Origin of the sequence: Allobosea sp. RCC_152_1, assembly GCF_041360765.1 — a bacterium.
GTDB classification, from domain to species: Bacteria; Pseudomonadota; Alphaproteobacteria; order Rhizobiales; family Beijerinckiaceae; genus Allobosea; species Allobosea spartocytisi.
Genome location: NZ_JBFUPU010000009.1, coordinates 56,002 through 67,816 on the forward strand (window position 1 = coordinate 56,002; position 11,815 = coordinate 67,816).

General features: G+C 64.2%; 16 protein-coding genes. All 16 read left to right on the forward strand.

Features of this window, described 5'->3' with window-relative positions; translation table 11 throughout:
• Window positions 1–188 precede the first annotated feature (188 nt).
• The 16 genes from AB6806_RS23765 to AB6806_RS23840 all read left to right on the forward strand — a co-directional run bounded on the left by AB6806_RS23765 (window position 189) and on the right by AB6806_RS23840 (window position 11,811).
• Window positions 189–410: a hypothetical protein gene (locus AB6806_RS23765; RefSeq protein ID WP_370955680.1), complete on the forward strand. Its 222-nt coding sequence runs from the start codon at window positions 189–191 to the stop codon at window positions 408–410.
• Window positions 407–649: a hypothetical protein gene (locus AB6806_RS23770; RefSeq protein WP_370955681.1), complete on the forward strand. Its 243-nt coding sequence runs from the start codon at window positions 407–409 to the stop codon at window positions 647–649. Before AB6806_RS23765 ends, AB6806_RS23770 begins: the two co-directional genes overlap by 4 nt.
• A 100-nt stretch (window positions 650–749) precedes the next feature.
• Complete coding sequence (locus AB6806_RS23775) at window positions 750–911, forward strand: hypothetical protein (protein ID WP_370955682.1); 162 nt, start codon at window positions 750–752, stop codon at window positions 909–911.
• Between the two features lie 154 nt (window positions 912–1,065).
• The gene (locus tag AB6806_RS23780) at window positions 1,066–1,266 is read left to right on the forward strand and encodes a hypothetical protein (protein WP_370955683.1); all 201 of its coding nucleotides are present in this window, start codon (window positions 1,066–1,068) and stop codon (window positions 1,264–1,266) included.
• Complete coding sequence (locus AB6806_RS23785) at window positions 1,263–2,057, forward strand: hypothetical protein (RefSeq protein WP_370955684.1); 795 nt, start codon at window positions 1,263–1,265, stop codon at window positions 2,055–2,057. The genes AB6806_RS23780 and AB6806_RS23785 overlap by 4 nt, the downstream gene beginning before the upstream one ends.
• Complete coding sequence (locus tag AB6806_RS23790) at window positions 2,036–2,224, forward strand: hypothetical protein (RefSeq protein ID WP_370955685.1); 189 nt, start codon at window positions 2,036–2,038, stop codon at window positions 2,222–2,224. The genes AB6806_RS23785 and AB6806_RS23790 overlap by 22 nt, the downstream gene beginning before the upstream one ends.
• Window positions 2,224–2,808, forward strand: coding sequence for a deoxynucleotide monophosphate kinase family protein (locus tag AB6806_RS23795; protein ID WP_370955686.1), 585 nt, complete (start codon window positions 2,224–2,226; stop codon window positions 2,806–2,808). The genes AB6806_RS23790 and AB6806_RS23795 overlap by 1 nt, the downstream gene beginning before the upstream one ends.
• 397 nt (window positions 2,809–3,205) lie before the next feature.
• Window positions 3,206–3,589, forward strand: a complete 384-nt coding sequence (locus AB6806_RS23800) for a hypothetical protein (RefSeq protein ID WP_370955687.1) — start codon at window positions 3,206–3,208, stop codon at window positions 3,587–3,589.
• On the forward strand, window positions 3,589–5,124 hold the full coding sequence (locus AB6806_RS23805; RefSeq protein ID WP_370955688.1) for a portal protein: 1,536 nt from the start codon (window positions 3,589–3,591) through the stop codon (window positions 5,122–5,124). Before AB6806_RS23800 ends, AB6806_RS23805 begins: the two co-directional genes overlap by 1 nt.
• A 135-nt stretch (window positions 5,125–5,259) precedes the next feature.
• Complete coding sequence (locus AB6806_RS23810) at window positions 5,260–6,063, forward strand: capsid assembly protein (protein ID WP_370955689.1); 804 nt, start codon at window positions 5,260–5,262, stop codon at window positions 6,061–6,063.
• 10 nt (window positions 6,064–6,073) lie between these two features.
• On the forward strand, window positions 6,074–6,484 hold the full coding sequence (locus AB6806_RS23815; protein ID WP_370955690.1) for a hypothetical protein: 411 nt from the start codon (window positions 6,074–6,076) through the stop codon (window positions 6,482–6,484).
• A gap of 131 nt (window positions 6,485–6,615) precedes the next feature.
• The gene (locus AB6806_RS23820; RefSeq protein ID WP_370955691.1) at window positions 6,616–7,560 is read left to right on the forward strand and encodes a major capsid protein; all 945 of its coding nucleotides are present in this window, start codon (window positions 6,616–6,618) and stop codon (window positions 7,558–7,560) included.
• Window positions 7,561–7,641: 81 nt separating this feature from the next.
• Window positions 7,642–8,244 carry a hypothetical protein gene (locus AB6806_RS23825; protein WP_370955692.1) on the forward strand — a complete coding sequence of 201 codons (603 nt, stop codon included), beginning with the start codon at window positions 7,642–7,644 and terminating at the stop codon, window positions 8,242–8,244.
• Window positions 8,244–10,628, forward strand: a complete 2,385-nt coding sequence (locus AB6806_RS23830; protein WP_370955693.1) for a phage nozzle protein — start codon at window positions 8,244–8,246, stop codon at window positions 10,626–10,628. The genes AB6806_RS23825 and AB6806_RS23830 overlap by 1 nt, the downstream gene beginning before the upstream one ends.
• The gene (locus tag AB6806_RS23835) at window positions 10,628–11,098 is read left to right on the forward strand and encodes a hypothetical protein (RefSeq protein WP_370955694.1); all 471 of its coding nucleotides are present in this window, start codon (window positions 10,628–10,630) and stop codon (window positions 11,096–11,098) included. The genes AB6806_RS23830 and AB6806_RS23835 overlap by 1 nt, the downstream gene beginning before the upstream one ends.
• A complete protein-coding gene (locus tag AB6806_RS23840; protein WP_370955695.1) occupies window positions 11,056–11,811 on the forward strand; it encodes a virion core protein, T7 gp14 family in 756 nt (251 codons plus the stop codon). The genes AB6806_RS23835 and AB6806_RS23840 overlap by 43 nt, the downstream gene beginning before the upstream one ends.
• The last annotated feature ends 4 nt before the right edge of the window (window positions 11,812–11,815 follow it).

Genomic DNA, 11,815 nt, shown 5'->3' on the forward strand with positions numbered 1-11,815 from the left:
GTCGAAGTCCTCCGTCAATGCTGGGTCAACCCTCCGTCCGTGAAGGGTGACCTAGCGCGGTCCCATGCGCCTGAGTTCGCCTGGGCCGCCTCCTCCAATCTCATCACCACCCGCCTCGCGCCGGGCCGCTTCGGAAGGAAGTGGCTGATCACCGCCCGTGGCCTCGAACTCCTAAGGAAACACACCCAGTGAGCCAACAGGCCCAGCCCCTCGTGTTCGTCAACGACCCCGAGGAAGTGATGTCGGGCGGCTTCCTGCGGCACGACCTCAGTGCCGTCAGCGCCGTCTTCATCGTCCGCCCCGGCGTGGACCCGGTCGACCTCCTGGTCGGCCTCGCCGCCTACTTCTCGCAACCCGTCGTCCAGGAAGCCGTCAAGGCCATCGGCGCCGAAAGGAAGAACCTGCAGTGAAAGTCAGCAACGTCTCTGATCTCCAGTCCAGCTACGTCCTCGACGCCGTCAAGCAGCGGATGGAGCGGGAACTGACCGACCTCCTCCGCGACGAGGTGATGAAGGTCGTCGAGGCCCGCTTCACCGAACTCATGCGCGAGGTCTTCAAGGTCCTCAACGTCGACCTCCAGGCCCGCTTCGACATGCAGGCCTTCGCCACGAACTTCCACTTCACCGTCGAGGACCGTCGCTCGAAATGAAAGCCGCTCTCGTTGCCTGCTGGCTCAACCTCGCCAGCCTCACCCCGGCCGCCCTCTGGCCCTGGTACGTCCCCCTTCACGTCATCATGGGAGTCGCCTGATGAAGAACATCTTCGACACCAAGCCCGGTGCCCGCCGCTGGTGGGCCGTGGCGATCCGCTGCGTCGTCATGCTCCCGCTCATCCCCTTCGTGGTCATGGGTAGGATCGCAGACGAGTTCCTGGACTCCGCCCATCGGGTACTCCCGAGGGTCCGCCAGTGATCCGCCGCACTCTCCTCCTGGGAGCCCTCGCCGCCGCCCTGGCGCTGGCTTCCTGTGCCCCGAGGGTACACCGGTATGAACCCATCGCTCTCTGCCCGGTCGAGGGCGGGATCATGCAGCTGCCCTGCAAGGACGTCTTCAGGATGGACCGGGCATGAAGGCCTTCTGCGGAAACGAGCTGGTCATCGGGCAGTCGGTCATCTGGGCCAAGACCGCCCGCTCCGGCGCTGACCTGACCCCGGCGGTCGTCATCGGCTTTACCCCGAAGCAGCAGGTCCGCATCGAGGTGAGCGACTGGCGCGGCACAAAGCGCCTGACCGCTGTCCACCCGCTCAACGTGGTGGTGCCCCGGTGAGGACCCTCCTCATCGACGCTGACGTGGTGGCCTACAACGCCGCGTTCAGCTGCGAGAAGGCCTTCGAGTTCGAGCCCGGCTACTGGACGTGGCAGGTCGGCTGGGACGAGGTGATCGAAGCGTTCGACGCCGAGGTCTCCCGTATGATGGAGACCCTCCAGGCGGACCAGTTCAAGCTCTGCCTGACCGACAGCGACGGCAACTTCCGGCTCGGCATCCACCCCGACTACAAGGGTGGCCGCAAGTCGGTCCGCAAGCCGATCATCCTCAAGCACCTCAAGCAGTACCTCGTCGACGAGCGTCAGGCCTTCTTCAAGCCCGGCCTCGAAGGCGACGACTGTATGGGCATCCTCGCGACCCACCCGAAGCTGATCCCCGGCGAGAAGATCATCGTGTCCATCGACAAGGACATGCGGACGATCCCCGGCAAGTTCATCCGCTGGGGCACCGAGGAAGGCTGCGTGATCGAGGAGATCGACGCCGAGGCCGCCTTCTACTTCCACATGAAGCAGACCCTGATGGGCGACGTCACGGACGGCTACAAGGGCTGCCCCGGCGTAGGCCCCAAGGCCGCCGACGCGATCCTCTCCAAGGCCCTCGAAGACTACCCCGACGCCGAGCCCGAGCAGTACCGCCGGGTGATCTGGGCGGACGTGGTCGCCGCCTACGAGAAGAAGGGCCTGACCGAGGATGACGCGATCATCCAGGCCCGCATGGCCAAAATCCTCGACGCCTCCCACTACAACTTCAAGACACAGGAGCCGATCCTTTGGCTGCCCCCTTCATCGTGACCAAGTCGTCCCTCGGCTGGGACAACTGGTATTTCGTCGTCAGCCGTAAGCGCCGCCCGAGCGGTAAGCGCGGCAAGCCCATCTTCGTCATCGACCGCCTCGGCCGAACCGTCCACGTCGACCTCGGCGCCCGGTCGTTCCGCTTCCGCCTCCCGAAGTGGGCCTGATGAAGCCCGTCCTGATCGGCCTCTACTCGCCTGTCCCCCAGTCCGGGAAGTCGACGGTGGCTGCTCACCTCGCGCTCAACCACGGCTTCCAGGTCGTGAAGTTCGCCCAGGTCCTCAAGATGATGACCGCCACCTTCCTGAGGAGCCTGGGATACGAGGCCAGCGACATCGCGGAAATGGTCGAGGGTGATCGCAAGGAAGAGGTGATCCCAGCCATCGGCGTCTCGACCCGGCACCTCATGATCACCCTGGGAACCGACTGGGGACGCAACGCCGTCGCCGAGGACCTCTGGGTGAAGGCCGCGATGACCCAGGCTCACTACCTGCTCGGCCAGGGTTGCAACGTCGTGATCGACGATATGCGCTTCCCGAACGAGATGAACGCGATCATCTGCGGGTATCCAGCCTCGGCGACGATCCGCATCGAGCGCCCTGACGTGCAGTCCACAGCGGCAAGCGAAGGCCTCCTGGAAGGTATGACCTTCGACGCTCACTTCGTGAACGACGGGGACCTCCGAGACCTCTTGAACAAGATGGACGACTTCCTCGCCCGGCTCCATGCCGCTGTTCAAGCCTGGGGCTAACAACCCTCGCACCGTCTACTCCGACCAGCAGATCGACCACTTCAGACGCCTCAGGGTCGAGGGGTGGTCGATCCGCGCCGCTGCGAGGGAGACGGAGATCAGCTTCCGGTACGCCAAGGACATCGCCCAAGGGCGCCGTCGCCCCGTGCGTACCCCCTATCCCCCACCTGAGCCAAAGGACCAGACCCTCAGTGTCCTCCAGCAATCTCCCCAAAATTCCACCCCTGGACGCCTCTCTGGTTGAAGCCCTGGATAAGCGGTTCCCGGAACGCTGCCCGACTCCCGACATGACGGATCGAACGATCTGGATCGAGGTCGGCAAGCGCGAGGTCGTCCGGTTTCTCCTGGCCGAACTCAAGCGGCAGTCCGCCAACATCCTGAAAGGATAGCCCACCCCATGGGTATCTTCGGTGGCTCCGGTCGAGCCTCCCGTATTCAAATGATCCAGGCCTCCCAGGAAGCCGCGGCGTCCCGTGAGCAGCAGGCTGCGGCAGCCGCCGAGCAGAAGCGTCTGATGGAGGAAGCCAACGCCCAGGCTGCCCGCAACGCCGAGCAGCTGTCCAAGGAGAACGAGGCCGTCCGATCCCAGCTGGAGAAGCTCCAGGCTGTCGCCGAGCGCCCCGCAGCGCCCACGCCCGGTCCCGCCGCCGTCCTCGTGACGGGTGGCAGTTCCGACGACGAGGACACCATCAAGCGGCGCGGCCGAGCGTCCCTCAAGATTGACCCAGGCGCCCCGCAGAGCGGCGGTGGCCAGACGGGCCTGAACGTTCCCCGAGGCTAGTGGAACCGGCGACCACCGCTAAGGGTCGCTACAGCCAGCTGACGTCCGACCGCTCCACGTTCCTGACGCGGGCGCAGGATTGCGCTGAACTGACGATCCCTAGCCTCCTTCCCCGCACTCAGGGAACCGGCGTCACTCTCCCCACCCCCTACCAGGGGATGGGCGCGAAGGGCGTAAACAACCTCAGTGCGAAGCTGCTCCAGGCCCTCCTCCCGGCTAACCAATCCTTCTTCCGCTTCCAGGTCGACGACAACACGCTCGATGAATTGAGCGGTGACGACGCGATGCGCTCGAAGGTCCTGGAAGCCATGGGGAGCATGGAGCGGATCGTCGGCGTCCAGATTGAGAGCACGGCCACCCGCGCCCCCCTGTTCGAGTGTCTCAAGCATCTGATCGTGACCGGAAACGGCCTGCTCTATCTGAAACCCGACAACAGCCTCAAGTTCTACCGTCTCGACAAGTACGTCGTGAAGCGGGACCCCGCCGGCAACCTGATCGAGTGCGTGGTTGAAGAGGTCGTCCACCCCGAGGCGCTCCCGGAGAACATCCGAAAGATCGCCGCCGCGTCACCTATCAACGGCACCGCAAACCGCGTCCACCTCTATACGTGGATCAAGCGTAAGGGCGACTTCTTCGAGGTGCACCAAGAGTGCATGGACACGATGATCCCCAAGTCCAAGGGGAAGTGGCCCGTCGACAAGGCCCCCTTCATGGCCCTCCGCTGGGCCAGCGTGGACGGCGAAGACTACGGCCGAGGCCACGTCGAGGAATACATCGGTGACCTCAGGTCTCTCGAAGGCCTCACCGCCGCTATCGTCGAAGGCTCCGCAGCTGCCGCCAAGGTCCTGTTCCTTGTGAACCCCAACGGGGTCACCCAGGAGAGCACGGTCAGCGACAGCCCGAACCTCGCTGTTCGTTCCGGTGTCGCCACTGACGTCTCGGTCCTCAAGGTCGAGAAGTTCAACGACTTCCGTGTCGCCCTCGACACGATCACCCAGATCACCCAGCGGCTCGCCCAGGCTTTCCTCATCGTCTCCAGCATCACGCGAGACGCCGAGCGAGTGACGGCCGAGGAAATCAGGTTGATGGCGGCCGAGTTGGAGAGCGCCCTCGGCGGCGTCTACACGATCCTCGCCCAGGAGTTCCAGCTTCCCTACGTACGCCGTCTGGTCTTCCAGCTGCAGAAGCAGGGCAAACTCCCTGAGCTTCCGCCGAACACCGTAACCCCTGTGGTGGTCACCGGCCTCGACGCGCTCGGACGCGGTCACGATCTGCAGAACCTCATGCAGGCAGCCCAGGTGGTCAAGGCCGCTCTCGGTGAGCAGGCCATGCAGCGGAATGTGATCGAGACCGACTTCATCAATCGCGTCTTCACGGCTCTCAGCGTCGACCAGAAGGGGCTCGTCAAGACCCCCGATCAGATCGCCGCAGAGAACCAGGCGAACGCCAAGCAGAACATGATCAACACCCTGGGACCGGAGGCCATGAAGTCCTTCGCCCAGCAGCAGCAGCAAGGAGCACCAGTTGCCGCGTAAGAAGCCCGAGACCCCGGAGACCCCTGATGTCCCGGAGACTCCCGTCGATCTCTCCATTCAGGAGCAGACGACCCCGGTTGTTCGCGAGCCCGTCGTTGACGAGCCCTTCGCTGGCATCAAGCGAGTGAACTACTGATGACCACCTTCACCTCTGGCGAGGCCCCGGCAGAAGCCCCGGCCGGCAGCCAGCCCACCCAGACCGCCAACTCGTCCTCGGCCGTCGCCGCCGCGCTCCCGACCCCCGTCTCGGGGGAACCGGCTCCCGCACAGGCTGCTGCCTCCACGGGTACCGAAAGTCGCCCCGAAGGTCTCCCCGAGGGGTTCAACAGCTGGGCCGATCTGGCCGCCGCGTACCAGACCCTCAAGGCGGACCCCAGCGCCGCAGCCGCCTCGGCCACGCCCCCGGCTGACGCTGGCGCCCAGATCGAGGCGAAAGCCGCTGCGGCCGGCGTGGATCTCAAGGCCATCGACGCCGAATACACCAAGGACGGCAAGCTGTCCGAGAAGAGCTATGCCGAGTTCGCCAAGGCGGGTCTCGATAGGGCCTTCGTGGACAGCTACGTCCGGGGCCAGGAGGCCCTCGCGGCTGCCGAGGTGGCTGACATTCAGTCGGTCGTCGGCGGCGAGGCCGAGTACAAGGCCATCACGGCCTGGGCCAAAGTCAACCTCCCGGCCGGCGAGGTCGCCACCCTCAGTGACCTGATGGTCAACGGGGACCCGACCGTCGCCAAGCTCGCCCTGGCTGGTCTCAAGGCCCGCTATGAGGGCTCCAACGGCTCGGAGCCCACGCTCCTCAACGGCCAGAACGCACCCGGCGGTGCGGTCGGCTTCCAGTCTCTCGACCAAATGACCACGGCTATGTCCGACCCGCGCTACAGCCGGGACCCGGCCTACCGTGCCGAGATCGAGGGACGCATCGCGGTTACCACCGCGTTCTAAGGATCGTCCTATGGAGACCCTCCTTGCTGTCTTCGCGTTCGTCCTCCTGCACTGGGATGTAATCCTGGTCCTGGTGACGCTCGCGCTCGCAGTCGTGGGGGTGATCGCCAAGCATACCAAGAACACCATCGACGACGAGATCGTTCAGGCCGCTTCTGAGATCGTGGAGGCCGTTCGTAACGGTCCCGCTCAGGTCAAGGCCGCTGCCGCTGCAAAGAGTGCGGCGACGGTCGAAGTCGTCAAGGACGCCGCCCTGGCCACCAAAGCGAAGCCCTCGGATATCGAGAAGGCAATCGAGGTGGCCGGGGGTGTGTTCGACGTGGTCGACAAGGTTGCCCCTACGGTGACCGCTCCCATCAAACAGGGTGCCAGCATTATCGGCATCCTCGGCGGCCTCGCAAAGGCTGTCTTCAAGAAATAACAAGGCTCCCCCGGCCTCTCAACGATGCTCACTGGGGGAGCTACTTCCGTCCTGTGTGAAACGGCATTGCCTCTTCTTAGAGGGGCGCCAAGGGCACCCCGCCCATTTCTCACACACAGGAAATATAGACTATGGCAAATGCCACTCCGTCCCGCCTTGGCATGATCAATGGTTCGGGCGATGCCGACGCGCTCTTCCTCAAGGTGTTCGGCGGCGAGACGCTGACGGCCTTCGCTGAAGTGAACGTCATGCAGGGTCGCCACCTTGTCCGCACGATCTCGAACGGCAAGTCGGCCCAGTTCCCGGCGACCTGGAAGGTTGACTCCTTCTACCACGTTCCCGGCAACGAGATCACCGGCGGCACTGTCCTGCACGGCGAGAAGGTCATCACCATCGACGACCTCCTGGTCGCGCCGGTCTTCATCGCGTCCATCGACGAGGCGAAGAACCACTACGACGTCCGCTCGATCTACACGAAGGAGGCCGGCTATTCGCTGTCCAACACCTTCGACAAGAACGTCCTGCAGACCGCCGTCCTCAACGCCCGCGCCGCTGCGACCATCACGGGCGCCTTCGGTGGCTCGACGCTTGCGGCCGGTGCCGACGCTGTCACGAACGCCAACTCGGCCCTGGTCAACGCGCTCTACGCCGCCGCGCAGACGCTCGACGAGAAGGACGTCCCGGAGCAGGGTCGCTTCGCCGTCTTCAAGCCGGCCCAGTACTACAAGCTGGTTCTGGACGAGAAGGTCATCAACCGTGACTTCACGGACGGCAAGAACGGCTCGGTCGCCAAGGGCAACGTCTTCGAGGTCGCCAACCTGGGCATCGTGAAGTCGAACCACCTTCCGACCACGAACATCGTCACCGGCAACGTGAAGTACCAGGGCAACTTCGCCAACACCATCGGCTACGTCGGTCACCCGAACGCCGTTGGCACCGTGAAGCTCATGGACCTCGCCACCGAGGGTGACTACGACATCCGTCGCCAGGGCACCCTGATCGTCGCGAAGTACGCGATGGGTCACGGCGGTCTCCGTCCCGAGTGCTCGGTCGAGATCAGCAAGGCCGCTGTCTAAGCCGTCTGCCAACACCACAACCACCGCAAAGGGGGGTCCTTCGGGACCTCCCTTTTTTTCTTTCTCCACCAAGGAACCGTCATGGCCATCGCGCTCACGACGGAGCTTGATGCGATCAATACGTGCCTTGCCGTCATCGGCGAGAGCCCCGTCAACTCCGTCACCAATACCGGCCTTGTAGACGCGGTCACCGCCCGCAACACCCTCTACGAGACCTTGCGTCAGGTTCAGTCCACAGGGTGGTCCTGGAACACTGACTACGACTACGTCCTGCAGCCCCAGTTCCCCCTCCCCGGCGAGATCAGGCTGCCCGCGAACACCCTCACGGTGGACGCAATGGACCCCAGCCTGGACTACGTGCAGCGCGGTCTGCGGCTCTACGACCGGGGCAGGAAGACCTACACCTTCGACGCCAACGTCACGGTCCGCATCATCCGCCTCCTGGATTTCGAGGAGATGCCTCAGGTCGCCCGTCACTTCGTGATGGTCCGCGCCGCCCGCATCTTCCAGGACCGCACGGTGGGCTCGACCACGCTCTCGACCTTCAACAAGGAGGACGAGCTCCGCGCCCTGGTCGCCCTGCGAAACGACGAGGCCACCAACCGTGGCTACTCGATCTACAACAACTCGGACGCCCGTCGCATCCTGGGTTGGCCCCGCATCCCTAACCGGACCGGGTTCTGATGGGCACCGCGACGGTCCAGCGGATCGTTTCCGGGTCGGTCCCTAACTTCATCAACGGCGTCTCGCAACAGCCCTTCGCGCTCCGTCTGGCCTCCCAGGCCGAGGAGCAGATCAACGGGCACTCGTCCATCGTTGAGGGTCTCACCAAGAGGCCCCCCTCGAAGGCTGTGGCGAAGCTCACCGAGAGCCTCCCGGACAACGTCTTCGTCCACGTCATCGACCGCGACGAGGTCGAGAAGTACATCGCCATCGCGTACCCGAACGGGGACCTGGAGGTCTATGACTTCGCCGGGAACCGCAAGACGGTCAACTTCCCGAGCGGCAAGGCCTACCTCGTCAACCCCTCGGCGAACCTGAAGGCGATCACCATCGCCGACTACACGTTCTTCCTGAACCGCGACACCGCGACCGCCATGGGGGCAGAAACTCAGCCCGTCGCCCCGCCTGCGGCCATCGTCTACGTCCGCCAGGGGAACTACGCGACGAACTACAGGATCATCATCAACCAGTCGGTGGTTGCCCAGCTGACCACCTCGAAGACGGAGCCAGCGGAAATCCAGACGGACGCCATCGCTGGTGCCCTCCTGGCCCAGATGCAGGCAAACCTTCCCGGTTGGGGGTTCGCTTGTACTGGCTCGGTGATCCGCATTACGGCCCCCGGCTCGGCGGACTTCACCATCCGCACCGAGGACGGCGCCGGCAACACCTTCATGCTCGCCGCCAAAGGCAAGGTGCAGTCCTTCGTGGACCTGCCGGCCAAGTGCTACGACGGGTATCAGATCGAGGTGTTTGGCTCGCCGGGTAATGACCACGACAACTTCTACGTCCAGTACAAAGCCGATGCCGGCATGGACCCGAACCTCGCTGGCCTCTGGAAGGAAATCCCGAAGCCCGGCCGGAAGATCGCCCTGGACCCTGCGACGATGCCTCACACGCTCAAGCGCGAGGCGGACGGAACGTTCACCTTCGGCCCTGCTGACTGGAACAAGTGTGGCGCGGGTGACAGCAAGACGGTCCCCGAGCCCGGTTTCATCGGTAGTCGGATCAGTGACATCTTCTTCTTCCGCAACCGCCTAGGCTTCACGGCCCAGGAGCATGTGGTCCTGTCGAAGTCCGGTGACATCTTCAACTTCTGGAGGGACACCGCGACCGCATTGATCGACACCGACGTCATCGACGTGACGGTCTCCCATACGAAGGTCTCGAACCTGCGCCGGGCGATCCCGTTCAATCAGGCGCTCTTGCTGATGGCCGACCAGACCCAGTTCATCCTCCAGGGTGGCGAGGTCCTGAGCCCAGCTACGGTGTCGATCGCGCAGACCACCGAGTACGAGACGGACAACCTTGCGAGCCCTGTGGCCGCAGGCTCCTTCATCTACTTCACGACGAGCAAGTTCGGCTTCGCCGGTATCCGCGAGTTCTATGTCGACGGAACCACCAAGACGAACCACGCGACCGACATCACCGCGCACGTCCCGAAGTACCTGAAGGGACGCGTCACGGACCTCGCCGCGTCGACCAACGAGGACGTCCTGGTCGCGCTGACGGACACCGCTCCGAACACCGTCTTCGTCTACAAATACTTCTGGGCATCCGGGAACGGAGAGAAGCTCCAGTCGTCGTGGTCGAGGTGGGTGTTCGAGCCGACTTGCGCGATCCTCGCTGTTCAGTTTCTGGAGAGCACCCTCTGGCTGATCATGCGGCGCTCTGACGGCCTCCACCTGGAGCGCATCGATCTGAGCCCCGGCGTGATCGACGAGGACATGCCGTACCAAGTCCTGCTCGATCACCGATACGACCACACGAACACCACCTTCGTGACCGAGCCCCACTCGGAACTCGGCTTCGTCACCACGATCACCAAGCGGAACTCCGTCATGGGAGTCCAGGTGGTGGCGCTGGCAGGCGACCCCGACCAGAAGGCTGGGCGCTCAATGCGGATCATCTGGGAGACGGCCAACGCCGTCCGGGTCCAGGGCGTCGTCTCGAAGTTCGTCGTCGGTGTGCCGTATTCGCTGCGGTACAAGTTCTCCACCCTGGTGCTCCGCAAGGAGGCTGTCGGGGGTGGTCAGATGGCCGCTACCGAGGGTCGGCTCCAAGTCAGGCGGATGAGTGTGAACTATGCCGAGACCGGCTACTTCCGCATCATCGTCACCCCGCTCGGCAGGGACTCCTACACGACCGTCTTCACGGGCCGTGTGGTTGGGTCGCTGAACAATCGGCTGGGCTTCCCGGCCATCGAGACGGGGGTCTTCCGGTTCCCGATCATGTGTCGGAACCTGGACGCCAGCATCGAACTGATCAACGACACCCCCTTCCCCACCCGCATCCTCAATGCGGACTGGGAGGCTCTCTACACGGTCAGGTCCCAGCAGGCCTCGTAATGCCCCGCTTCCGCCCAGCGGTCACCGGGGACGCGTACTGGGTCAACCGGCACCTCCGAGAGGCGGACCGCCAGGAGACCATCGCCCTCGGCCTCGAACCCCTCGCCGCCATCCTCATGTCGCTCCGCGCCGGCCCCTCATGGGTCTGCGTGGACGACGCCGGCTTCCCCTTCGCCTTGTTCGGCCAGGGGGATGCCAGTCCGTGGATGGTGGGTACCGACGACATCGAGACCAACTGGCGGTGGTTCCTAAGGAACACCCCGGAGGTCATCCGGCTGGTCCAGGGGGACCACCCCTTGATCAGCAACGCGGTGGACGCCCGCAACACCCGGCATGTCCGCTGGCTCGCCTGGGCCGGCTTCACGCTGGATCGTCCAATCACCAGCCCTCAGGGGCTCGAATTCATCCCGTTTCACAGGAGGCACCCATGTGCATCGCAGGCGCTGGGGCCATCCTCTCGGCCGGCGTAGGCATCTTCAGCGCCATCACTGGGGCAGCTGCGGCCAACCAGCAGAAATGGCAGAACGCCGCCTATCAGGCCCAGGTCAACGCTCAACAAGAGAAGTACCGGGCCGAGATGATGGTCTACAACAACGACGTCTACCGGTCGAACATCGAGTACCGCGAGAAGGTCCTCGAATATCAGAAGACCGAGTGGGACCGTCAGGTTGCTCACGTCAACGACCAGTCCGAGCGGACCGAGCAGAACTACTTCGTCAAGATGGGCGCTTTGCTCACCCAAGCGTTCGAGCAGCAGATCGCGGAGATGTTCCAGATCGAGGCCTCCAACGCGGAGGGCCGCGCTGCCCGAGGCTCCGTCAACGCCTCCATTGGCGAGCGGGGTATCGGCGACGATAGCGCCACCGCAGAGGCACTTCGCGGGGACCTGTTCCGCCAGGAAGGCGAGGCTCTCCAAGTCATCGACAAGAACCGCCAGTCTCGAGACCGCCAGCTGGTCCTCAACCTCGATGCCCTCAAGGCCGAGGAATACACCAAGCTGGCTTCTATGCAGCTGACCCCGGACGCGCCCTTGGCGCCCCTCCAGGTGCCCAGCCCGGTCGCCCCTGTGGCCCCGGTCCAGCAGGTCTCCAAGGGCAGCAACCTCTCCATGTACGCCCAGATCGGCACAGCCGTGCTCGGCGGCATCTCTGGCTACGCGAAGGCCAACAACCTCTCGTTCTAAGGAA

Bases quoted from the DNA above. Each gene is read 5' to 3' on its own strand.
- AB6806_RS23800 (WP_370955687.1), top strand. From the start codon at position 3,206: ATGGGTATCTTCGGTGGCTCCGGTCGAGCCTCCCGTATTCAAATGATC.
- AB6806_RS23830 (WP_370955693.1), top strand. From the start codon at position 8,244: ATGGGCACCGCGACGGTCCAGCGGATCGTTTCCGGGTCGGTCCCTAAC.
- AB6806_RS23810 (WP_370955689.1), top strand. From the start codon at position 5,260: ATGACCACCTTCACCTCTGGCGAGGCCCCGGCAGAAGCCCCGGCCGGC.
- AB6806_RS23820 (WP_370955691.1), top strand. From the start codon at position 6,616: ATGGCAAATGCCACTCCGTCCCGCCTTGGCATGATCAATGGTTCGGGC.
- AB6806_RS23780 (WP_370955683.1), top strand. From the start codon at position 1,066: ATGAAGGCCTTCTGCGGAAACGAGCTGGTCATCGGGCAGTCGGTCATC.
- AB6806_RS23835 (WP_370955694.1), top strand. From the start codon at position 10,628: ATGCCCCGCTTCCGCCCAGCGGTCACCGGGGACGCGTACTGGGTCAAC.
- AB6806_RS23825 (WP_370955692.1), top strand. From the start codon at position 7,642: ATGGCCATCGCGCTCACGACGGAGCTTGATGCGATCAATACGTGCCTT.
- AB6806_RS23775 (WP_370955682.1), top strand. From the start codon at position 750: ATGAAGAACATCTTCGACACCAAGCCCGGTGCCCGCCGCTGGTGGGCC.
- AB6806_RS23815 (WP_370955690.1), top strand. From the start codon at position 6,074: ATGGAGACCCTCCTTGCTGTCTTCGCGTTCGTCCTCCTGCACTGGGAT.
- AB6806_RS23795 (WP_370955686.1), top strand. From the start codon at position 2,224: ATGAAGCCCGTCCTGATCGGCCTCTACTCGCCTGTCCCCCAGTCCGGG.
- AB6806_RS23840 (WP_370955695.1), top strand. From the start codon at position 11,056: ATGTGCATCGCAGGCGCTGGGGCCATCCTCTCGGCCGGCGTAGGCATC.